Below are 19,990 nucleotides of genomic sequence, written 5' to 3'. Positions count from 1 at the left end.
CGCTTTCGGCTAAAACGAGGCTGCCGCCCCCCCAATCACGGGAATTTAGCCTTGATGCCGGATTTTTGAAGATTTTACAACAAAACGGGAGATGAAAATGTCCGACGCTATCGAGGGCCGTCTGAAGGAGCTTGGCATCGTCCTGCCTCAGGCTGCCGCGCCGGCCGCCAACTACGTACCCTATGTCATCAGCGGCAATCTTCTTTATCTGTCCGGGCAATTGCCCATGGAAAACGGCAGGCTCGCCATCACCGGTCTCCTCGGCAGGGACGTCGACGTCGCCGGCGGCCAACGCGCTGCCGAGCTTTGCGCCATGAATATTCTTGCCCAGGCGAAGGCTGCCCTGGGTGGCGATCTCGGCCGCATCAAACGTATCATAAAGCTGAACGGCTTTGTCGCCTCAGTGCCCGAATTCGTCGAACAACATCTTGTGATCAACGGCGCCTCCAATCTTCTGGCAAATATACTGGGCGATACCGGCAAGCATGCACGCGCCGCTGTCGGCATGGCGGCGCTGCCGCTGAATGCCGCCGTCGAGATCGATGCCATCATGGAAATTGCATAATGAGCAAGATTGCCTGGCTTACCGAACGTCCTGTCGCTCATCGCGGCTATCACGACATGAACCGGCAGGTTTGGGAAAACACGCTGTCGGCCTTTGCTCGCGCAATCGAGGCGGGCTTTTCCATCGAATGCGATCTGCATTATGCCTCCGACAGCGTCCCTGTCGTTTTTCATGACGACGACCTGCAACGCGTCTGCAATCTTCCTGGCGAGCTTCGTGACCGTACTTCGGCCGAACTCGGTCTACTCTCGGTCGGCGGCACGAAGGACAAGGTTCCGACGCTGAGACAGCTCCTCAAGCTTTGCGACGGCAAGGTGCCGCTGGTGCTGGAACTCAAGGGCCGCGAGGGCGACGATGAAGGCTTTGCGGAATCCGTGCTCGAAGTGCTGGAAGGCTATAAGGGTCACGTGGCCCTGATGAGCTTCGATCACTGGTTGCTCAAGGACCTGAAGGCACTTGATGCACCCTACCCCGTCGGCCTGACAGCCGATGGAAATGAGCCCGAGACGTTTTTTAAGCATGACGAAGCCATGCAGCTTGGGCTAGACTTCATTTCGTATTTTTATGGTCACCTGCCGAATGCGTTCATCACGGCGCAGCGCCAGCGTGGTATTCCGGTCATCACCTGGACTGTGCGCGACGAAGCAGCCCGCCAACAAACATTTGCCAACGCAGACCAGATGACCTTCGAAGGTTTTGATCCCAGAGAGAGCCCTTCCCTCATTTCATGACAGACGAATTATCCATTCGCGTAGAACGTTCCTTCAAGAACATCGCTCCGGAGAGCTGGTGCAAGCTCGCCGGGGCGTCGAGGAGTGCTGCGGTGCTGCCGTATAACCCCTTTGTCTCGCATGCCTTTCTGTCGTCGCTGGAGGAGTCCGGCTCCGCTACCGACAAAACCGGCTGGCTCGGCAATCACCTGCTGCTCGAAACCGATAGCGGCGAATTGATCGGTGCTATCCCCGGCTATCTCAAGAACCACAGCCAGGGCGAATATGTCTTCGATCATGGCTGGGCCGATGCCTTCGAGCGTGCCGGCGGCCATTATTACCCGAAGCTGCAATGTTCCATTCCCTTCACGCCGGCGACCGGTCCGCGCCTGCTTGTTGCCGAGGGTTGGGATCGCCAGATGATTCAGCCCGCACTGGCCGAAAGCCTGAAGGAAGTGACCCGGCAGCTCGGCGTCTCCTCCGCCCACATCACCTTCCTGCCGGATGACGAGATTTGCGTCTTCGAAGGCGACGGCTATCTGCACCGTACCGACCAGCAGTTCCATTTCATCAACGACGGCTATGCCGATCATGACGCCTTCCTGGAAACGCTGGCGTCGCGCAAGCGCAAAGCACTGAAAAAAGAGCGTCGCGCGGCCCTCGAAAACGGCATCAGCATCGACTGGCTGACCGGCAGAGACCTTACCGAGCGCGTCTGGGACCAGTTCTTCACCTTCTATATGGACACCGGCAGCCGCAAATGGGGTCGGCCCTACCTTACCCGCAAATTCTACTCGCTGATCGGCGAACGGATGGCCGACGATGTCCTGCTGGTGATGGCGAAGCGCGAAGGCCGCTATATCGCCGGAGCCATCAACTTCATCGGCGGCGAAGCGCTCTATGGCAGGCATTGGGGCTGCATCGAAGATCACCCCTTCCTGCACTTTGAAGTCTGCTATCATCAGGCGATCGATTTCGCGCTGGCCAAGGGGCTGAAGCGGGTCGAAGCCGGTGCGCAGGGCGAACACAAACTCGCTCGCGGCTACCTGCCGGTCATTACGCATTCGGCGCACTATATCGGCCATCAGGGCTTGCGCCGCGCCGTTGCCGACTACCTCAAGCACGAGCGCGAGCAAGTGGAGGAGATGAGCGAGATCCTGACCGAGCACAGCCCCTTCCGCAAAGGCGAACGGCAAGATATCTAGAGCATCCCACTTTCAGGTGGAATCGACTGCAAGCAGATAAGATGCTCTAGATTCAAAAGACTAGAGCGACCTTTGTGCGTTCAAATGAACGCACGGCGCTCTAGCTGCCCTGGAGAACTATAATCGGAAGACGAGGAGACCCTGGATGACCAGCCCCGCCTATGACGCCAACAATATTTTCGCGAAGATCCTGAAAGGTGAGATCCCGTCCCATCGTGTCTATGAGGATGAGCACACTGTCGCTTTCATGGACGTCATGCCGCAAGCGCCCGGCCATACGCTGGTGCTGCCGAAATCACCTTCGCGCAACATTCTCGATGCGGATCCGAGCGCCCTGCCACATTTGATCACGACGGTCCAGAAAGTCGCGGTCGCGGTCCAGGAGGCTTTCGATGCGGATGGCGTTTATATCGCCCAGTTCAACGAGCCGGCAGCGGGCCAGACGGTATTCCACCTGCATTTCCACATCATCCCACGCCACGAGGGTATCGCGCTGAAACCGCATGCAGGCAGGACGGAAGATGGCGCGGTGTTGGCTGAGAATGCAAAGAAGATTATCGAGCTTCTGCGCTGATCCGAGCAAGCGCTGATCTTCCTAATTCTCTTTATGAGATATGGTTCATAAGCCTATGAAAACGGCTGCATTGTCACCAATGCAGCCGTTTTGTTTTCTCAGGCGATCAGTCGCCGATTATTTGCGCGGCACCTTCGGCACCGTGCTTCCCTTGCGCGGCGACTTGCTTTCCGGCTCGTCGTCGCCGGCAGACGGCGTCTTCGGCGAACGGCGGGCATCGGAAGCGGTGCCTGCCTTGCCGACGCGGCTTCTGGTCTTAACGGTATCACCGTCATCCTCGTCCACCTCAACCACGGCGTCGACCACTTCGGCTTCCGGCTTCGGCCGGATCGGGGCGGTATCCGCGATGGAGTCGAGCAGGATTCCGGTTGTGCCGTCTTCCTTCTTGCCGACGGTAACCTTGACAACGCCGCCCTTCTTCAGCTTACCGAAGAGGATTTCGTTCGCCAGCGGCTTCTTGATGTGTTCCTGGATGACGCGTGCCAACGGGCGGGCACCCATCTTGTCGTCGTAACCCTTCTCGGACAGCCAGGCGATCGCATCCTCGTGCAGATCGAAGGTAACATTCCGTTCGGAAAGCTGAGCCTCAAGCTGCATGATGAACTTCTGCACGACCTTGTGGATGACCGTAGTCGGCAGCGCCGCGAACGGAATGGTCGCATCCAGACGGTTGCGGAATTCCGGGGTGAAGAGCCGGTTGAGAGCCTCTTCGTCCTCGCCCGTACGCTTGGACGAACCGAAGCCGATGGCGGACTTGGCCATTTCCGATGCGCCCGCATTGGTCGTCATGATCAGGATGACGTTGCGGAAGTCGATCTTCTTGCCGTTGTGGTCGGTCAGTGCGCCATGGTCCATGACCTGCAACAGGATATTGAAGATATCCGGATGCGCCTTCTCGATTTCGTCAAGCAGCACAACGCTATGCGGATGCTGATCAACACCATCGGTCAGCAGACCGCCCTGATCGAAGCCGACATAGCCGGGAGGTGCGCCGAGTAGACGGGAAACCGTGTGACGCTCCATATATTCCGACATGTCGAAGCGCAGCAGTTCGACGCCGAGCGAGGAAGCAAGCTGCTTGGCGACTTCCGTCTTGCCAACGCCGGTCGGGCCGGAGAAGACGTAGCAGCCGATCGGCTTGTTCGGTTCGCGCAAGCCGGCACGGGCCAGCTTGATCGAAGTCGACAGAGCTTCGATTGCCGTATCCTGACCGTAAACGACCGAACGCAGCTCCTGCTCGAGATTGGCAAGAACCATCTCGTCGTCCTTGGACACCGTCTTCGGCGGAATGCGCGCCATGGTGGCGATCGTAACCTCGATCTCGCGCTCCGTGATTAGCTTGCGACGCTTCGACGGCGGGAGCAGCATTTGCGCCGCACCGGTTTCGTCGATGACATCGATCGCCTTGTCCGGAAGCTTGCGGTCGGAGATATAACGAGCCGACAGTTCGACCGCCGACTTGATGGCGTCGTTCGAGTAACGCAGGTGATGATACTCTTCGAAATAGGGCTTCAGTCCCTTCATGATTTCGATGGCATCCTCGATGCTCGGCTCGTTGACGTCGATCTTCTGGAAGCGGCGGACGAGCGCCCGGTCCTTCTCGAAGAACTGACGGTATTCCTTATAGGTGGTCGAACCGATGCAACGGATCGCACCCGAGGACAGAGCCGGCTTCAGCAGGTTCGACGCATCCATCGCGCCGCCGGAGGTGGCGCCCGCACCGATAACGGTGTGGATCTCGTCGATGAACAGCACGGCGCCCGGATATTCTTCGAGCTCCTTGACGACCTGCTTCAGGCGTTCTTCGAAATCGCCGCGATAACGGGTGCCGGCCAGCAGCGTGCCCATGTCGAGCGAAAAGATCGTTGCGTCGGCCAAAGCCTCGGGAACCTTGCCCTCGACAATGCGCTTGGCAAGACCTTCGGCGATCGCAGTCTTGCCGACGCCGGGGTCGCCGACATAGAGCGGATTGTTCTTCGAACGGCGGCACAGGACCTGGATGGTGCGGCTGACCTCCGAATGACGGCCAATCAGCGGATCGATCTTGCCGCTCTTGGCCTTCTCGTTGAGGTTGACGCAGTAGGCCTTCAACGCATCCTGCTGCTTCTTGTTGTTGCCCTCTTCCTGCTCGCCGCGGGAGGTCGGCTTGCTTTCGGCTTCACTGTCCTCGGCACCGCGCGGCGTGCGAGTCTGGGAGGAACCCGGACGCTTGCCGATGCCGTGAGAGATGTAGTTGACCGCGTCATAGCGGGTCATTTCCTGCTCCTGCAGGAAAAAGGCCGCATGGCTTTCCCGTTCGGCAAAGATCGCGACGAGAACGTTAGCGCCTGTCACTTCCTCGCGGCCCGAGGATTGGACATGGATGACGGCACGCTGGATGACGCGCTGGAAGCCGGATGTCGGCTTCGAGTCCTCGTCATAACCAGTGATCAAATTTGAAAGTTCATTATCGACGTATTCAGTCAGCGTCTTACGGAGCGCGTCGAGATCAACATTGCACGCGCCCATGACAGCTGCGGCATCGGCGTCGTCAACCAAAGCCAATAGCAGATGTTCCAGCGTGGCATATTCGTGATGCCGCTCGTTCGCGTAGGTCAGTGCCTGATGCAGCGCCTTCTCAAGACTAGGCGAAAATGTTGGCACGTTCAGATCCTCACTTCTTTTCCATAACACATTGCAGCGGATGCTGGTGCTGCCGGGCAAAATCCATCACCTGGCTCACCTTCGTTTCAGCTACTTCATATGTATATATCCCGCATTCGCCGACGCCGTGATTGTGGACATGAAGCATAATGCGGGTGGCACTCTCTCGATCCTTTTGGAAGAAACGCTCCAGGATATGGATCACAAATTCCATGGGCGTGTAGTCGTCGTTCAGAAGCAGCACGCGGTACAGGTTGGGTTTTTTGGTTTTGGGCTTGGTGCGCGTGATCACCGAGGTCCCGCGATTTCCGTTGTCCCCGTTCCTTTCGCTGTCGTTTTGCATCCGGATCGGCTCAGCGATCATTTCATTCATTCCTCAAATCATCCGGCAGAAGCTATCGCATTCCGACTTGGCAAACTGGATTGGGTAACTGACTCTGTCGGGCCGGATATCCGAACCCCTAACTTAGTTCATATTGGTGCGATTTTAAGCCCCCTACCAGACACTGCAATCACAATTCGTTGCCAAAGGGGGCCATCATCAAAAAAGTCGTGGCTGCGATCGGATTGAGATCGGTAATCGGAAACGCAAGAGACCGGCCACGCATCGCGCAGCCGGTCTCCCTGGAATTACTGTTCTTAAGCGAAGCGCTTATGCTGCAGGCGCAACCGAAGCGGCGGCCTTGCTGGCAGCCTTCGTGGCAGCAGCAACCGGAGCTTCATAGGGCTTGTAAGCGGTCTTGGCGAGATCAGCGTACATCTCGCTCATCTTGGTCGCTTCAGCGATGAAGTTTTCGTAGGACGATTTCACGTAGTTGCTCTGCAGTTCGAAAGCGGCCTCAAAGCTCTTGACGCCGGCCAGCGTTTCGAAATGCGCAACGCTGTCCTGGAACGACTTTTTGGAAAAATCGGCAGCTTCAGCGGCAATCGCCTGGAAACCCTTGGTGACATCGGAATAGCTCTTCAGCGCCGTGTCCATGGCTTCCTTGCCCTTCTTGTTTGCCTCATCGAAATTGAACATGTTTCTCCGTCCCTTGCTTGTTGGCCGATGGCCGGTTTACCAGGACGAAATCTAAATGCGACGCACAAATAGTCAAGTAGTCTTGTGCGTCGCAATATCCTCTCAAAATTGTATTTCCGATGACAAAGGAATGACCTCCAGAGAGGCCCGAAGGCATCCTTCTGTTTTTGCTAAAATATATCAACCAGCCTACAACTCTAGGCTTAACGAGAAATATTCGATTTAGATGGAAAAAAACGGAATTTCGATAGTCTATCGGCCAAATTCGATCGCAAATATGAGCATTTGGCCTATATCCGAGCGATTTCTCAAAGAAAAGAGCCGCATTTCGGTGAAATGCGGCTCCTTGATATTAGTCTTATTGGAAACCGAAGACCGACCAGTGGTCGTAGCGCCGGCCAGGTAGTCGAAGTGTCGATCAGATGATCGAAGTGTCGATCAGAGATCGACGTCCAGAATGGCCATGGAAAAGTTGTAGGAACGATCGCCGTCTTCGTCGTCGATGTAGACAACGCCCAGAAACTCTTCGCCGAGATAGACTTCCGCGGAATCATTCTTCCGCGGGCGGGCTTTGACTACCATCTGCGGGTTGAACGTGCGTTTGAAGTAGGTGTCGAGCTTCTTGATTTCGTCAGGCTTCACAATTCATCTCCGTGAAGATTCTCAGGTTGGCCGGTTCTTGCATAGGAAAAGCGGCGGTGTAAAGGCCGGAAGCGCGCCTTCGGCCCTTACCGTCAGCGCAAAACCCTGAAAATCAGGTGGTTTTCCTTAGATTCCTGCGCCCATGATCTGGTCGACGACCACCTGTTCAGCAAGGATCTGATCCATAGAACGGGACGGTTCCGAACAGCCTGCTTCACCGACCACCTTGGCCGGCACGCCGGCCACCGTCGTCTTCGGCGGCACTTCCTTCAGCACCACCGACCCGGCAGCAATGCGCGAGCAATGGCCGATCTGGATATTGCCGAGAATCTTCGCGCCAGCACCGATCAGCACACCATGGGCGATCTTCGGATGGCGGTCGCTGCCTTCCTTGCCGGTGCCGCCGAGAGTGACGCCGTGCAAGATCGAGACGTTGTCACCGATGACGGCCGTTTCGCCGACCACCAAGCCGGTCGCGTGATCAAGGAAGATGCCCTTGCCGATGCGCGCCGCCGGGTTGATATCGGTCTGGAAGACGCTGGAGGAGCGGCTTTGCAGATAGAGCGCGAAATCACGGCGACCGCGATTGAGAAGCCAATGCGCAAGACGATGGGTCTGCAGCGCGTGGAAGCCCTTGAAATAGAGAACCGGCTCCATGAAGCGAAGGCAGGCTGGGTCGCGGTCATAGACCGCCTGGATGTCGACGCGCAGGATCGCGCCCCATTCCGGCCAATCCAACAGCATTTCCTCGAAGGTCTGGCGCAACAGGATGCCTTGCATGTCCGGATGATCGAGGCGCTCGCAAATGCGATAGATGACGCATTCTTCCAACGACCGGTGATTGATGATCGTAGAATAGAGGAAGGCCGCCAGAAGCGGATCCCGCTCGGCAGCCGCGCGGGCTTCCTCACGCACACTGCCCCAGATGGGATCGACAACTTTTACCGAGTTTGGGCCTTCGACCTGGCGAATGTCCGTTGCTGCGACCATTGGCGGTCTCCTGATTTCCTACCGGTGAAACATTATATAGAGTAAAAGTCCCACAACATAAATGGGTCAGGCGCGCATGAGTTTTGAGCATGATTTTGCTAACGGTTTCCTGCGCGCTACCTGTAGCGACGCCATCGGCACACTCACCATCGATAATCCCGGCCGCAAGAACGCCATCACCGCGGCAATGTGGCGCGCCATACCGCAGGCCATCCGCGTCTTGACCGACGAGGCACATGCCCATGTGATCGTCATTCGTGGTGCGGCCCAGGATTTTTCCACCGGCGCCGACATCAGCGAATTCGACAGCCTGCGCAAGGATGCCGAAACAGCGGTCATTTACGAGGCGCTGAACAGCGACGCCTTCACCGCGATCCGCCATTGCCGTGTGCCGACGATCGCGGCGATCCGCGGCATCTGTTACGGAGGCGGTTTCGGAATTGCCGCCGCCTGCGACCTGCGTGTCGCCGAAGAAGGCGCGCGCTTCTCGGTGCCGGCCGTGCGCCTCGGCATCGCCTACCCTGCCGACGCGGTGCAAGACATCGTCAATGCACTTGGGCCGCAGATGGCCAAGGTCACGCTTTTCACAGGCGCACCGATGTCGGCCGATAAGATGGTCGCGGCCGGCTTTCTGCTGGAAGAGATCGCAGCCGATGCGTTCGACGGCGAAGTTTCGGCGCTTGCTCACGCGATTGCCGCCAACGCGCCGATCGCGCTGCATGCCTCGAAGCTGGCGGTTCGCGCCGTAATCGAACAGGATAGCGACCTGCTGCGCGAGGCCGAGGTTATCGGTGCCGAGACCTTCGACAGCGCCGATTATGCCGAAGGCCGTGCAGCTTTCACCGCGCGGCGCAAACCGCATTTCACCGGGAAGTGACCTGGTCTCTATCGATCGGCAAGGCGTTCGTAGAAGTCCAGGACCGCCTGTTTGAATACCTTGTCGCCGACGGCCAGCATGTGGTCGCGGTTCGGGATATCCAGCGCCTCGGCATGCGGCATCAGCGTCGCAAGCTCTTGCGGCGAACCGGCGATATCATCCTTGGTGCCGACGCCGATCAGGGTCGGAGCTTCGATCTTTGCCGCATCCTCCTTGGCGACCAGATCGCGCGAGCCCCGGATACAGGCGGCCAGCGCTAGGCGGTCGCTCTTATTCTGATCGGCGAAAGCGCGAAACATCCGGCCGCGCATATGGGTGACATCGTCGACCGACGGGGCCAGCAATGCATCGGCAATCGGATCCCAATCACCGACACCGTCGACCATGCCAATGCCTAATCCGCCGAATACCAGCGAACGGACGCGATCGGGATGGGCGAGCGCCAGGAAAGCCGAGATACGCGCGCCCATGGAATATCCCATGATATGGGCATTCGGGATGCCGAGATGATCGAGCAGAGCGACCGCATCCTCGGCCATGACCCAAGGATGATAGGCACCGACGTCATAGGCTTTGTCGCTCAAGCCATGGCCTCTGTTGTCGATGGCGATGACGCGGTACCCCGCCTCGCCCAGCGACTTGAGCCACCCTGGATTGATCCAATTGGCAACCGCGGTCGAGGCAAAGCCGTGAATCAGCAGCACAGGCGCGCCATTCGGATCGCCCTCGTCGAAATAGGCCAGTTTCAGCCCGTCATGGACGAAATAGGAAAAGGTGGGACTATTCAAATTCATGGCAAGATCTTCGTGAACATCGTCTCTTTTGCTGCGGACCTTATTTTATCGGCAATATCAGGTGAACCCCGCCTTTGTGAAAATCTGTGCGCCGAGCCGGACTTTCGCACTACACATTCGGCACGAAGGATTATAAAGAGGGGCTATCAAGTCTGGCGCAACATTCATGCCATCTAAGGCAAGACGCATTCGGAGATCATCATGGCCGGCCACAATATTCCCCATTTCCAGAACGACGGCGGACACCGCGTGATCGAGATCGGCGTGAAGGAATTCATGTGCACCGGCGCCTCCGTCCCCTACGACCATCCGCATATCTTCATCGACATGGGCGATGAAAATGAGAAGGTCTGCTCCTACTGCTCGACGCTCTATCGCTACAATCCGTCGCTGAAGGCGGACGAAACCAATCCGGCCGGCTGCGTCTTCCACTTCAAGGCTGCCTGATACCGAGACCGGATCGGACATAACCGAATGCCGATCAAGACCGCCGCAATCATTGGCGCCGGAATAGCTGGTCTCGTCGCGGCGCTGGCGCTGGCAAGACACGGCGTTCGTGCCATAATTTTCGAACAGGCTGAAGCACTGACCGAGGTCGGCGCCGGCCTGCAAGTTTCGCCCAATGCATCTCGCATTCTCGACACGCTCGGCGTGCTCGACGCTCTTCGGCCTATATGGCTCGAGCCAAAAGAGGTGCGCCTGGTCTCCGGTTCTTCCTTGCGGCTGATTGCATCGGTGCCCTGCGGCAACTTCGCCATGGAACGTTGGGGCTCGCCTTACGGCGCCCTTCATCGCGCGACGCTGCAAAAGGCGCTTCTCGATGCCGTGATGGCGAACCCACTCTGCACGTTGCATCTCGGCCGGCCTATCGACGCAACGAACCGACAAACCCTTGATGCGGCCATCGGTGAGGATGCGGATCTGATCATCGGTGCCGATGGCGTCTGGTCGAAGGTGCGCGCGCTGGTACCGGGCGGCCCCTCGCCGCATTTCTCCGGCAATATCGCCTGGCGCTTCACCATTCCGGAGGTGCTGACGCCCGGCGCCCTCGACAGAACAAGCGTTATGGCATTTCTCGGTCCTTCAGCACATCTCGTCAGCTATCCGATCAAGGAAAACGCCGCATTCAATATCGTGGCGATCATTTCCGGCAGCAGTGCGAGCCATGATTGGAATGCCACGGGAACCAAGGCGCAACGCGAGCTTCTCCTGCGGCACTTCGCAGACTGGAACGGCGCCATCACGACAATGCTGGAACAACAGGAGGAAGCCACCTTCTGGCCGCTCTACCAGGCGAGCGCCGGCCGCTGGCACAATGGCAAGGATGTCATATTAATCGGCGATGCGGCCCATGCGATGATGCCCTTTGCGGCGCAGGGTGCAGCCATGGCTATCGAGGATGCCTTCGAACTCGCTGGCATGGTGGCGTCTCGCCCCCTCGTCGAAGCGCTCGATCGCTACGAAAAGCACCGCACACCGCGCATTGCGCGGCTACGCCAGCGCGCCGCCTTCAATCATTTTGCCTATCACGCCCGCGGGCCGGTGCGGCTGGCCCGTGATCTTGTTCTGTCCGTGCGTCCGCCGCAAAGTCTCGCGGCGGATCTGGATTGGGTCTACGGCTACCCCGCCATTGGCTGATCAGGCTTCCTTCGCCGCAGCGAGGCCCTTTTCGATATCGGCCTTGATATCGGCGACGTCTTCCAGTCCGATCTGCAGGCGCAAGACCGGTCCTTCCGTCGGCGCCTTGCTGATGCGGCGGTCTCCGAGATAGACATGCACCGCAAGGCTCTCATAGCCGCCCCAGGAATAGCCGAGGCCGAAAATCCGGAGCGCATCGAGGAAGGCATGCGCCTTTGCCTTGAATTTTTCCGGGCTGCTGACGGCCAGCACGAAGGAGAAAATGCCGCTCGATCCCTTGAAGTCGCGCTTCCAAAGCTCGTGGCTCGGAAAGCTCGGCAGCGCAGGATGCAGCACGCGTGCGACGTCCTCCCGCCCCTCAAGCCATTGCGCGATAGCCAGTGTGCTTTCCTGGTGCCGCTCCAAACGCACTCCCATAGTGCGCAAGCCCCGCAGCACCTGATAGGCATCGTCCGGCGCGCCACAGATCCCGAGCTGAATATTGGCTTCCCTCAACTGGTCCCAATGGGCTGCATTGGCGGACACCGTTCCCATCAAAATATCGGAGTGACCGGCCGGATATTTCGTCGCCGCATGAATGGAGATGTCGACGCCGTGATCCAACGGCTTGAAATAGATCGGCGTCGCCCAGGTGTTGTCCATAGTGACCACGCAGCCATGCCGGTGAGCGACCGTCGAGATCGCGGAAATATCCTGCATTTCAAACGTGTTGGAGCCTGGCGCTTCCGTGTGCACCAGTCTGGTATTCGGCTTGATCAGTTGCTCAATGCCGGCGCCGACCAGCGGGTCGTAATATTCGATCTCAACACCGAGACGCTGCAGCATGGTGTCGCAGAAGATGCGCGTCGGCCCGTAGACCGAATCGACGATCAGCGCATGGTCGCCGGCAGACAGAAAGGCCAGGAACGGCACGGTGATCGCCGCAAGCCCCGATGGCACGAGGATCGTTCCCGCCGATCCTTCCAGCGCGTCGATGGCGTCGCAGAGCGCATCTGTCGTCGGCGTACCGCGCGTGCCGTAGGTATATTTCTGGTCGCGAGTCTCCATCGTCCGCGCGTTCGGGAAAAGCACCGTTGAGGCATGCACGACCGGCGGATTGACGAAACCATGGAAATCTGAGGGCGAGTTACCGATGTGGGACAAACGCGTGTTGATGCCGGCGTTCTGCAGCAAAGTGTCTTTATCTTTCATCTGTGGGTATGCCTTTGGCGCTGTGGGGACTTTGATTTTTGGCTGCCAAGCCGGATGGGGTCAACCCCAAACGTAATACTTCTCTATCTGCTGAAATGACGAAGCAACACTCATTGTCGCGCAGTTTTTTGGCAAAACGCTGCCCAAATAGATGCCACGCGCCCATTTTCAGCTCAAGGTGGCCGAAAATGCCGAATTAATCCTCAATAATTCGGGCGATGTCTTGACCATAAATGCATTTGCGACTGTGATAGAAACGCTCGCACCGGGAGAGTGGGGAACACGGTCCTCCGAGAGCCTGCCTCGGGAGCGATACCCTTTAAGTATAAAACAATAGACAGAGGTTGGGAAAGATGAAAAAGATTGCTCTATCCGTATTCCTTGGAGCGGCCGCGTTGGCATACACCACATCGGGCGCGTCGGCTTCGACGCTGAGCGATGTTAAGGCCAAGGGCTTTATTCAATGCGGCGTGAATACGGGGCTTCTTGGCTTCGCACAGCCCGATGCATCTGGAAACTGGGCCGGTTTCGACGTCGACTTCTGCAAAGCTGTCGCCGGGGCCGTCTTTGGTGACGTAACCAAAGTCAAGTACACCCCCCTCAGCGCGAAGGACCGCTTCACCGCGCTGCAGTCCGGTGAAATCGACCTACTTTCTCGCAATACCACCTGGACGATCAACCGCGATACCGCACTCGGCCTCAAGTTCCGTCCTGTCACCTATTTTGACGGCCAGGGCTTCATGGTTCGCAAGGAACTGAATGTGAAGTCGGCTCTGGAACTCTCCGGCGCCGCCGTTTGCGTTCAATCCGGCACGACGACGGAACTGAACCTCGCGGACTTCTTCAAGACCAACAACCTGCAGTACAATCCGGTCGTCTTCGACAAGCTCGAGGAAGTCAACACGGCCTATGACTCCGGCCGTTGCGACGTTTACACCACCGACCAGTCCGGCCTCTATGCGCTGCGCCTGACGCTGAAGAACCCAGACGATAACGTCGTTCTGCCTGAGATCATCTCCAAGGAGCCGCTTGGCCCGGCCGTTCGCCAGGGTGACGATCAGTGGTTCAACATCGTCAGCTGGACGGCCTATGCACTTGTCAATGCTGAAGAATTCGGCATCACGCAGAAGAACGTCGATGAGATGAAGAACTCGCCGAACCCGGATATCAAGCGCTTCCTCGGCGTAGAACAGGGCTCCACGATCGGCACCGACCTCGGCCTGACCAATGAATGGGCCTACAACATCATCAAGGGTGTCGGTAACTACGGCGAAGTCTTCGATCGCAACATCGGCGCAGGCAGCCCGCTGAAGATCGCCCGCGGCCTCAACGCCCTGTGGAACAAGGGTGGCATCCAGTACGCGCCTCCGGTTCGCTAAGCCGCAGACGGCCAATTTCGAGAAAGGCGGCAGCAAGCCGCCTTCCTCACCTCAAGAAAACAAGCCTGAAACAGGCACATTGGGGAAAAATTTTGCATGGCAATTACTACGAATTCGCCTCATGGCGATAGCGCATCCGTATCTGCGCTGAACAATCCCAAAGTCCGGGGGCTGTTCTATCAGGTTCTCACCGTTCTCGTTCTCGCATTTATCTGCTGGTTCGTCGTCACAAATACAGTTGACAATCTGCGCGCGTTGAACCGCTCCTTTGGCTTTGACTTCCTCGCGGGCCGTGCCGGCTTCAATCTGGGACAGGCCCTCATCCCCTTTACCAGCGATTCTACCAATATCGACGCACTTGTCGTCGGGCTGCTTAATACGATGCTTATTTCAGTGGTCGGCATCGTCGCAGCAACGATCGTCGGCTTTATCGTCGGTATCGGCAGGCTTTCACATAACTGGCTGATCGCGAAGCTATCCCAGACCTATGTCGAAATCTTCCGCAACATTCCGCCATTGCTCGTCATCTTCTTCTGGTACAGCGGCGTTCTGGTGCTGCTGCCGCAGGCGCGGGACGCTGTCCATCTGCCGTTTTCCAGCTATCTCAGCAATCGCGGCCTTGCCTTCCCCAGCCCAATCTTCGGCGCGGGCATGTGGGCCGTCGGTGTTGCGTTCCTCGTCGCCATCGCGGCGGTATATTTCGTCGCGGGATGGGCGCATAGACGTCAGGCAGCGACGGGCCAGCAATTCCATACGATCTGGGTGGCGATCGGCATATTGATCGGTCTGCCGTTGCTGACCTTCCTCGCGACGGGTATGCCCCTGTCATTCGACTATCCCGTCGCCGGCAAGTTCAACCTGACTGGCGGGATGGTCGTGGGACCGGAGTTCATCGCTCTTCTCCTGGCTCTTTCCCTCTATACCGCAACTTATATTGCCGAGATCGTGCGCGCCGGTATTCGCGGCGTGGCAAAGGGTCAGTCGGAGGCAGCCGGCGCCCTCGGCCTTCGCGCGCCGGCCATCAACAGGCTTGTCGTCATACCACAGGCAATGCGCATCATCATTCCGCCGTTGACGAGCCAATATCTCAATCTGATCAAGAACTCCTCGCTCGCCATCGCCATCGGCTACGCCGATCTCGTCGCCGTCGGCGGCGTGATCCTCAATCAGTCCGGCCGAGCGGTCGAGGTCGTCATCATATGGATGGTCATCTATCTCGCCCTGAGCATCGCAACGTCGCTGTTCATGAACTGGTTCAACGCCAAGATGGCTCTGGTGGAGAGATAATATGGCCAACGTTGATCAACACTTCGTCAGCAAGGGGCTTTTGTCGCCGCAGCCGGCACCCGCCAGTGAACGAGGCGCGTGGCATTGGAGCAAGAAGAACCTCTTCGCCACGCCGAACGACGTCGTACTGACGGTTCTCGCCATTGCCTTTCTTGCCTGGGCGATCCCGCATCTCGTCAATTGGCTGTTCATACAGGCAGTCTGGAACGGAACCGATCGCACATTCTGCGCCACGACCGTTCAGGGTGGAACGCAGCCGGACGGCTGGAATGCCGCGTGCTGGGCCTTCGTCCGCTCGAAATTCGTCATCTTCATGTTCGGTCTCTATCCACCGGACGAACGCTGGCGGCCGATACTCGTCGCGATCCTGATGATTATTGGCTTCACGCCGCTGTTGATGCCGTCGGTTCCCAGGAAAGGATTGAACGCGATCCTCGCATTCTTCGTGCTGCCGGTTATTGCGTTCTTCCTGCTCCATGGTGGCTTCGGCCTTGAGACCGTGGAAACGGAAAGATGGGGCGGCCTGTTGGTGACGCTGGTACTTTCCTTCGTCGCGATTGCCGTCTCCTTTCCGTTCGGCATCCTTCTTGCCCTCGGGCGCCGCTCGAAATTGCCCGTCGTTCGCATGCTGTGCGTGATCTTCATCGAAGTGATCCGCGGCGTGCCGTTGATCACGGTGCTGTTCATGGCAAGCTATATGCTGCCGCTGTTCATGCCGCAGGGCTGGACGGTGGATAAGCTGTTGCGTGCAGTCGTCGGCCTTGCGATCTTCACCTCGGCCTATATGGCTGAAGTCATTCGCGGCGGCCTGCAGGCGATACCCAAGGGTCAGTTCGAGGGCGCCGACTCGCTCGGCCTCGGCTATTGGCAGAAAATGCGGCTGATCATCTTGCCGCAGGCGATCAAGCTGGTCATTCCCGGCATCGTCAACACCTATATCGGCATGTTCAAGGACACGTCGCTGGTGGCGATCATCGGCATGTTCGATCTGCTCGGCATCGTTCGCCAGAACTTCTCCGACGCAAACTGGGCGAGCGCCGTGACACCGATTACCGGCCTGGTCTTCGCCGGCTTCATTTTTTGGCTGTTCTGCTTCGGCATGTCGCGCTATTCAGGTTTTGTGGAGCGCCATCTCGACACAGGCCACAAACGATAAGAATTGAGGGAAATAATATGGCTGAAGTCCAACGCAAAAAACTGACTATTTCAGAAACCGAAGTCGCGGTCGAAATGATCAATATGAACAAGTGGTACGGCGATTTCCACGTGCTGCGCGACATCAACCTCAAGGTCATGCGCGGTGAACGCATCGTCATTGCCGGCCCGTCCGGCTCAGGCAAATCAACGATGATCCGCTGCATCAACCGCCTGGAAGAGCACCAGAAGGGCAAGATCGTCGTCGATGGCGTGGAACTCACCAACGACCTGAAGAAGATCGACGAAGTGCGCCGCGAAGTCGGCATGGTGTTCCAGCACTTCAATCTCTTCCCGCATCTGACGATCCTGGAAAACTGCACGCTGGCGCCGATCTGGGTGCGCAAGATGCCGAAGAAGCAGGCGGAAGAAATCGCCATGCACTTCCTGACCCGCGTCAAGATCCCAGAGCAGGCGAAGAAATATCCCGGGCAGCTTTCAGGCGGCCAGCAACAGCGTGTGGCGATCGCCCGTTCGCTCTGCATGAACCCGAAGATCATGCTGTTCGATGAGCCGACCTCGGCGCTCGACCCGGAAATGATCAAGGAAGTGCTCGACACCATGGTAGGCCTGGCCGAGGAGGGCATGACCATGCTCTGCGTCACCCACGAAATGGGCTTCGCCCGTCAGGTCGCCAACCGGGTGATCTTCATGGACCAGGGCCAGATCGTCGAACAGAACTCGCCGAAGGAATTCTTCGAAAACCCGCAGCACGAACGCACCAAGCTGTTCTTGAGCCAGATCCTGCACTAAGCCGGCCGAGCGGCGATCGAGACCCGCCGGCTGTGACCCAGCCGGCGTTTCTACGCACATACAGAAAATACGGTGGCGGTCGTCGTTAACCATATTGACAGCTTGAACGAACCAGAACATTGCGTGAACAAATCAGGGCAAACACAATGGCATCCGGCGAAAAGTTCATTATCCTTCCCTACAAGAAGAATCGGGGAAATCTGGTTCCCGGAGAGATGCGGCAGGCATCAAGCGCTGCCAGTGCCGAGAAGATCGCCTCCTCCATGTCTGCGCGTTTCGTTGGCGTTGCGGCCTATGCGGTCATGGTCGACGAAGAGACCGGCGACATGACCTCCCCTCGCCTCCTGGCACGGCACGGCGAAATCGCGGACCTGAACGCCGGCTGAGGCTCCACATCGCCACGCGAAGCGTCTCGCATTTGGCGCAAAGGCAGTGCGTAGGTCTGTTTGACGATCTGGCTTGGTACGTCCGTCTTGACGTTCTGGATGCCGTTGACCCTCGTGAGATGCGTCGACTGAAATTGCCGATAGTCGTCGAGATCGGAAACAACGACGCGCATTAAGGCGTCGCGTTCTCTGAGCATGATGTAGCACTGCATCACCTGCGGCAATTTCTTCATCGCTTCCATGAAGTGGTCGATGGTCTCGGCATCCTCGGCCGTCAGCCAGACGCGCGCGAACATGAAGAGCGGCAATCCCGCCTTGACCGGATCGAGCACCGCTACATAGCGGTCGATGATGCCGGCCTCTTCGAGAGCTTCCCGTAGCGCTCCACAGCAAACTCGATATACTGCTGCCAACTGCGCAAAACGCAGATTTCACAAGGCGTTGGGGAAGAACTGTGAAGAAACATGATAGGATAATCGCTACGCTTGCGCTGCTGGGCGTGGCAGTCATCGTCATAAAACTGATGGGCGCGATAGCCGGATATGACCTGATCGATATGGCGGTCGACGCCACCCGACCTGCGGACAGGGGCGGATGGCCAGTGGAGACACGTTGAACGTGTCGTTTCAGCAGCGCAATGCTCCCACCGTTGAAACTCAGTGACCCAAAAGCGGAAATTAAATAATAAGAATCAGGTAGTTAGGAAATGCCAGACCTGAGAGATAGGTGACGTTTTGTACCGGAGACATGGGTAACACTTTTTGCTTTTGCGGGAGGTGTTGATGCCGTGGAAAGAGACTTCGGTGATGGAGGAACGTCTACGATTTGTCGCCCGCTTGCTTGAGGGCGAAGGTATGAGCGATGTGTGCCGGGAGTTCGGCATTTCGCGCAAGACCGGCTACAAGATCTTCAACCGCTATAAGGATGAGGGGCTGGAAGCCCTGACGGATCGGTCGCGCCGACCGGTGCGCTACGCCAATCAACTGCCCGAGCCGGTCGAGGCGATGATTGTCTCATGCAAGAAGAACAAGCCGCATTGGGGCGCCAGGAAGATCAGGGAGCTGCTGGTCAGGAAGCTTGCCGGAGACGTACGTGTACCGGCTCAAAGCACGGTACATGCCATTCTCGACCGGCACGGGCTGGTCACGCATGCCCGCAAGCGGCAACGTCACCGCGCCGAGGGAACCGCCTTGTCACAGGCGCTCATGCCGAACGATCTTTGGTGCGCCGACTTCAAGGGCGAGTTCAAGCTCGGCGACGGACGATATTGTTACCCGCTGACGGTCACCGACCAGGCCTCGCGGTTCCTACTCGCTTGCGAAGCCTTCGAATCAACGCGCGAACAAGGCGTCTTCGATGCCTTCCGGCGGCTGTTTGCCGAGCGCGGACTTCCCACCGCCATCCGCTCCGACAATGGCTTGCCGTTTGCCAGTCCCAATGGCCTCTACAATCTCTCGAAGCTGTCGGTATGGTGGCTGAGACTCGGCATCACACTCGAGCGCATCAGGCCAGGCCATCCGCAAGAGAACGGCCGGCATGAGCGCATGCATTTAACGCTCAAGAAAGAGGCGACCCGCCCGCCCGGCAAAAACATCCTGCAGCAACAGGCGCGCTTCGATGCTTTCTTAAGCGAATTCAATACCGAACGGCCGCATGAGGCGCTTGCGATGAAAGCTCCCGCAGACATCTACACCGCATCGTCGCGCCCCTATCGGGGCCTGCCGGAGATCACCTATCCCTTCCACGACAGAGATGCACTCGTGACCAATTGCGGCCGCATCTGCATGCACCGCAAGAAGATCAACATCTCGACCGTGCTGGCAGGACAGAAACTGGGCATCAAAGAAGTCGACGATGGCATTTGGCTCATAAGCTTCATGCACTATGATCTGGGATATATCGACTTGGAGCAGAGGACTTTGCAAACCATCGACAATCCGTTCGGCACGAGATTGTCACCCATGTCTTAGGAACAAGCTGTTACCTATGTCTTCGGGTCGGACAAAAAAGAAGATGGCGACCCCTGCAGGATTCGAACCTGCGACCACCTGCTTAGAAGGCAGGTGCTCTATCCAGCTGAGCTAAGGGGCCTGAAATCCAAGCCGCCGCGAACTTGTGGCGGCCGACAACACATGCCTGAA

21 protein-coding genes and 1 tRNA gene are annotated in these 19,990 nt (G+C 57.9%); 13 read left to right on the top strand and 9 right to left on the bottom strand.

Translation table 11 applies throughout. The annotated features are described in order from the left end of the window. The first annotated feature begins 97 nt into the window (after positions 1 to 97). The 4 genes from CCGE525_RS09735 (at position 98) to CCGE525_RS09720 (ending at position 3,054) form a co-directional block, all read left to right on the top strand. Positions 98 to 565, top strand: a complete 468-nt coding sequence (locus tag CCGE525_RS09735) for a RidA family protein (protein WP_120704073.1) — start codon at positions 98 to 100, stop codon at positions 563 to 565. Continuing rightward, positions 565 to 1,296: a glycerophosphodiester phosphodiesterase gene (locus CCGE525_RS09730; RefSeq protein WP_120704072.1), complete on the top strand. Its 732-nt coding sequence runs from the start codon at positions 565 to 567 to the stop codon at positions 1,294 to 1,296. Before CCGE525_RS09735 ends, CCGE525_RS09730 begins: the two co-directional genes overlap by 1 nt. Continuing rightward, the gene (locus tag CCGE525_RS09725) at positions 1,293 to 2,480 is read left to right on the top strand and encodes a GNAT family N-acetyltransferase (protein WP_120704071.1); all 1,188 of its coding nucleotides are present in this window, start codon (positions 1,293 to 1,295) and stop codon (positions 2,478 to 2,480) included. The genes CCGE525_RS09730 and CCGE525_RS09725 overlap by 4 nt, the downstream gene beginning before the upstream one ends. A 145-nt stretch (positions 2,481 to 2,625) precedes the next feature. Further along, entirely contained in the window at positions 2,626 to 3,054 is a 429-nt protein-coding gene (locus CCGE525_RS09720; RefSeq protein WP_120704070.1) for an HIT family protein, read from the top strand. A gap of 117 nt (positions 3,055 to 3,171) precedes the next feature. Here the strand turns inward: CCGE525_RS09720 and clpA are convergent, their stop codons facing one another. The 5 genes from clpA to cysE form a co-directional block, all read right to left on the bottom strand. Further along, positions 3,172 to 5,697: an ATP-dependent Clp protease ATP-binding subunit ClpA gene (clpA, locus tag CCGE525_RS09715; RefSeq protein WP_120704069.1), complete on the bottom strand. Its 2,526-nt coding sequence runs from the start codon at positions 5,695 to 5,697 to the stop codon at positions 3,172 to 3,174. A gap of 10 nt (positions 5,698 to 5,707) precedes the next feature. Next, positions 5,708 to 6,061, bottom strand: a complete 354-nt coding sequence (gene clpS, locus CCGE525_RS09710; protein WP_028755011.1) for an ATP-dependent Clp protease adapter ClpS — start codon at positions 6,059 to 6,061, stop codon at positions 5,708 to 5,710. A 288-nt stretch (positions 6,062 to 6,349) separates the two neighbouring features. Continuing rightward, a complete protein-coding gene (locus CCGE525_RS09705) occupies positions 6,350 to 6,718 on the bottom strand; it encodes a phasin family protein (protein WP_120704068.1) in 369 nt (122 codons plus the stop codon). A gap of 438 nt (positions 6,719 to 7,156) precedes the next feature. After that, positions 7,157 to 7,360: a DUF3126 family protein gene (locus CCGE525_RS09700; RefSeq protein ID WP_104822967.1), complete on the bottom strand. Its 204-nt coding sequence runs from the start codon at positions 7,358 to 7,360 to the stop codon at positions 7,157 to 7,159. 126 nt (positions 7,361 to 7,486) lie between these two features. After that, on the bottom strand, positions 7,487 to 8,350 hold the full coding sequence (gene cysE / locus CCGE525_RS09695) for a serine O-acetyltransferase (RefSeq protein ID WP_120704067.1): 864 nt from the start codon (positions 8,348 to 8,350) through the stop codon (positions 7,487 to 7,489). A gap of 76 nt (positions 8,351 to 8,426) precedes the next feature. Between cysE and CCGE525_RS09690 the strand changes: the two genes are divergently transcribed. Beyond that, positions 8,427 to 9,227: an enoyl-CoA hydratase-related protein gene (locus tag CCGE525_RS09690; protein WP_120706349.1), complete on the top strand. Its 801-nt coding sequence runs from the start codon at positions 8,427 to 8,429 to the stop codon at positions 9,225 to 9,227. An 8-nt stretch (positions 9,228 to 9,235) separates the two neighbouring features. On the opposite strand, the gene CCGE525_RS09685 is transcribed toward CCGE525_RS09690, so the two are convergent. Continuing rightward, complete coding sequence (locus CCGE525_RS09685) at positions 9,236 to 10,021, bottom strand: alpha/beta fold hydrolase (RefSeq protein ID WP_120704066.1); 786 nt, start codon at positions 10,019 to 10,021, stop codon at positions 9,236 to 9,238. A 201-nt stretch (positions 10,022 to 10,222) separates the two neighbouring features. Here CCGE525_RS09685 and CCGE525_RS09680 point away from each other — a divergent pair, with 201 nt between their 5' ends. Both CCGE525_RS09680 and CCGE525_RS09675 read left to right on the top strand, forming a co-directional pair. Further along, positions 10,223 to 10,468 carry a zinc-finger domain-containing protein gene (locus CCGE525_RS09680; RefSeq protein WP_120704065.1) on the top strand — a complete coding sequence of 82 codons (246 nt, stop codon included), beginning with the start codon at positions 10,223 to 10,225 and terminating at the stop codon, positions 10,466 to 10,468. 27 nt (positions 10,469 to 10,495) lie between these two features. Next, positions 10,496 to 11,659: an FAD-dependent monooxygenase gene (locus tag CCGE525_RS09675; RefSeq protein ID WP_120704064.1), complete on the top strand. Its 1,164-nt coding sequence runs from the start codon at positions 10,496 to 10,498 to the stop codon at positions 11,657 to 11,659. Here CCGE525_RS09675 and CCGE525_RS09670 read toward each other — a convergent pair whose 3' ends face one another. Continuing rightward, positions 11,660 to 12,850, bottom strand: coding sequence for a cystathionine beta-lyase (locus CCGE525_RS09670; protein WP_120704063.1), 1,191 nt, complete (start codon positions 12,848 to 12,850; stop codon positions 11,660 to 11,662). It lies immediately after the preceding gene. 353 nt (positions 12,851 to 13,203) lie between these two features. Between CCGE525_RS09670 and CCGE525_RS09665 the strand changes: the two genes are divergently transcribed. The 5 genes from CCGE525_RS09665 to CCGE525_RS09645 all read left to right on the top strand — a co-directional run bounded on the left by CCGE525_RS09665 (position 13,204) and on the right by CCGE525_RS09645 (position 17,849). After that, positions 13,204 to 14,229 carry an amino acid ABC transporter substrate-binding protein gene (locus CCGE525_RS09665; protein WP_120704062.1) on the top strand — a complete coding sequence of 342 codons (1,026 nt, stop codon included), beginning with the start codon at positions 13,204 to 13,206 and terminating at the stop codon, positions 14,227 to 14,229. Positions 14,230 to 14,325: 96 nt separating this feature from the next. Further along, positions 14,326 to 15,516, top strand: coding sequence for an amino acid ABC transporter permease (locus CCGE525_RS09660; protein ID WP_120704061.1), 1,191 nt, complete (start codon positions 14,326 to 14,328; stop codon positions 15,514 to 15,516). Between the two features lies 1 nt (position 15,517). Next, complete coding sequence (locus CCGE525_RS09655; RefSeq protein ID WP_120704060.1) at positions 15,518 to 16,672, top strand: amino acid ABC transporter permease; 1,155 nt, start codon at positions 15,518 to 15,520, stop codon at positions 16,670 to 16,672. 17 nt (positions 16,673 to 16,689) lie between these two features. Further along, a complete protein-coding gene (locus CCGE525_RS09650; RefSeq protein WP_120704059.1) occupies positions 16,690 to 17,463 on the top strand; it encodes an amino acid ABC transporter ATP-binding protein in 774 nt (257 codons plus the stop codon). Positions 17,464 to 17,609: 146 nt separating this feature from the next. Continuing rightward, a complete protein-coding gene (locus CCGE525_RS09645) occupies positions 17,610 to 17,849 on the top strand; it encodes a hypothetical protein (protein WP_120704058.1) in 240 nt (79 codons plus the stop codon). Here CCGE525_RS09645 and CCGE525_RS09640 read toward each other — a convergent pair. After that, positions 17,756 to 18,262, bottom strand: a complete 507-nt coding sequence (locus CCGE525_RS09640; RefSeq protein WP_245472118.1) for an Lrp/AsnC family transcriptional regulator — start codon at positions 18,260 to 18,262, stop codon at positions 17,756 to 17,758. The genes CCGE525_RS09645 and CCGE525_RS09640 overlap by 94 nt on opposite strands. A gap of 369 nt (positions 18,263 to 18,631) precedes the next feature. Between CCGE525_RS09640 and CCGE525_RS09635 the strand changes: the two genes are divergently transcribed. Further along, a complete protein-coding gene (locus CCGE525_RS09635) occupies positions 18,632 to 19,819 on the top strand; it encodes an IS481 family transposase (protein ID WP_120704057.1) in 1,188 nt (395 codons plus the stop codon). Between the two features lie 44 nt (positions 19,820 to 19,863). Here CCGE525_RS09635 and CCGE525_RS09630 read toward each other — a convergent pair. After that, a tRNA-Arg gene (locus tag CCGE525_RS09630) sits at positions 19,864 to 19,940 on the bottom strand. Between the last annotated feature and the right edge of the window lie 50 nt (positions 19,941 to 19,990).

It is taken from the genome of Rhizobium jaguaris, from assembly GCF_003627755.1.
In the GTDB taxonomy this organism is placed as follows: domain Bacteria; phylum Pseudomonadota; class Alphaproteobacteria; order Rhizobiales; family Rhizobiaceae; genus Rhizobium; species Rhizobium jaguaris.
This window is presented reverse-complemented; position numbering and strand designations above follow the sequence as displayed.

Bases quoted from the DNA above. Each gene is read 5' to 3' on its own strand.
- CCGE525_RS09730 (WP_120704072.1), top strand. From the start codon at position 565: ATGAGCAAGATTGCCTGGCTTACCGAACGTCCTGTCGCTCATCGCGGC.
- CCGE525_RS09635 (WP_120704057.1), top strand. From the start codon at position 18,632: ATGCCGTGGAAAGAGACTTCGGTGATGGAGGAACGTCTACGATTTGTC.
- CCGE525_RS09680 (WP_120704065.1), top strand. From the start codon at position 10,223: ATGGCCGGCCACAATATTCCCCATTTCCAGAACGACGGCGGACACCGC.
- CCGE525_RS09725 (WP_120704071.1), top strand. From the start codon at position 1,293: ATGACAGACGAATTATCCATTCGCGTAGAACGTTCCTTCAAGAACATC.
- CCGE525_RS09650 (WP_120704059.1), top strand. From the start codon at position 16,690: ATGGCTGAAGTCCAACGCAAAAAACTGACTATTTCAGAAACCGAAGTC.
- CCGE525_RS09665 (WP_120704062.1), top strand. From the start codon at position 13,204: ATGAAAAAGATTGCTCTATCCGTATTCCTTGGAGCGGCCGCGTTGGCA.
- cysE (WP_120704067.1), bottom strand. From the start codon at position 8,350: ATGGTCGCAGCAACGGACATTCGCCAGGTCGAAGGCCCAAACTCGGTA.
- CCGE525_RS09720 (WP_120704070.1), top strand. From the start codon at position 2,626: ATGACCAGCCCCGCCTATGACGCCAACAATATTTTCGCGAAGATCCTG.
- CCGE525_RS09645 (WP_120704058.1), top strand. From the start codon at position 17,610: ATGGCATCCGGCGAAAAGTTCATTATCCTTCCCTACAAGAAGAATCGG.
- clpS (WP_028755011.1), bottom strand. From the start codon at position 6,061: ATGATCGCTGAGCCGATCCGGATGCAAAACGACAGCGAAAGGAACGGG.
- CCGE525_RS09660 (WP_120704061.1), top strand. From the start codon at position 14,326: ATGGCAATTACTACGAATTCGCCTCATGGCGATAGCGCATCCGTATCT.
- CCGE525_RS09690 (WP_120706349.1), top strand. From the start codon at position 8,427: ATGAGTTTTGAGCATGATTTTGCTAACGGTTTCCTGCGCGCTACCTGT.
- CCGE525_RS09735 (WP_120704073.1), top strand. From the start codon at position 98: ATGTCCGACGCTATCGAGGGCCGTCTGAAGGAGCTTGGCATCGTCCTG.
- CCGE525_RS09705 (WP_120704068.1), bottom strand. From the start codon at position 6,718: ATGTTCAATTTCGATGAGGCAAACAAGAAGGGCAAGGAAGCCATGGAC.
- CCGE525_RS09685 (WP_120704066.1), bottom strand. From the start codon at position 10,021: ATGAATTTGAATAGTCCCACCTTTTCCTATTTCGTCCATGACGGGCTG.
- CCGE525_RS09675 (WP_120704064.1), top strand. From the start codon at position 10,496: ATGCCGATCAAGACCGCCGCAATCATTGGCGCCGGAATAGCTGGTCTC.
- CCGE525_RS09655 (WP_120704060.1), top strand. From the start codon at position 15,518: ATGGCCAACGTTGATCAACACTTCGTCAGCAAGGGGCTTTTGTCGCCG.
- CCGE525_RS09670 (WP_120704063.1), bottom strand. From the start codon at position 12,850: ATGAAAGATAAAGACACTTTGCTGCAGAACGCCGGCATCAACACGCGT.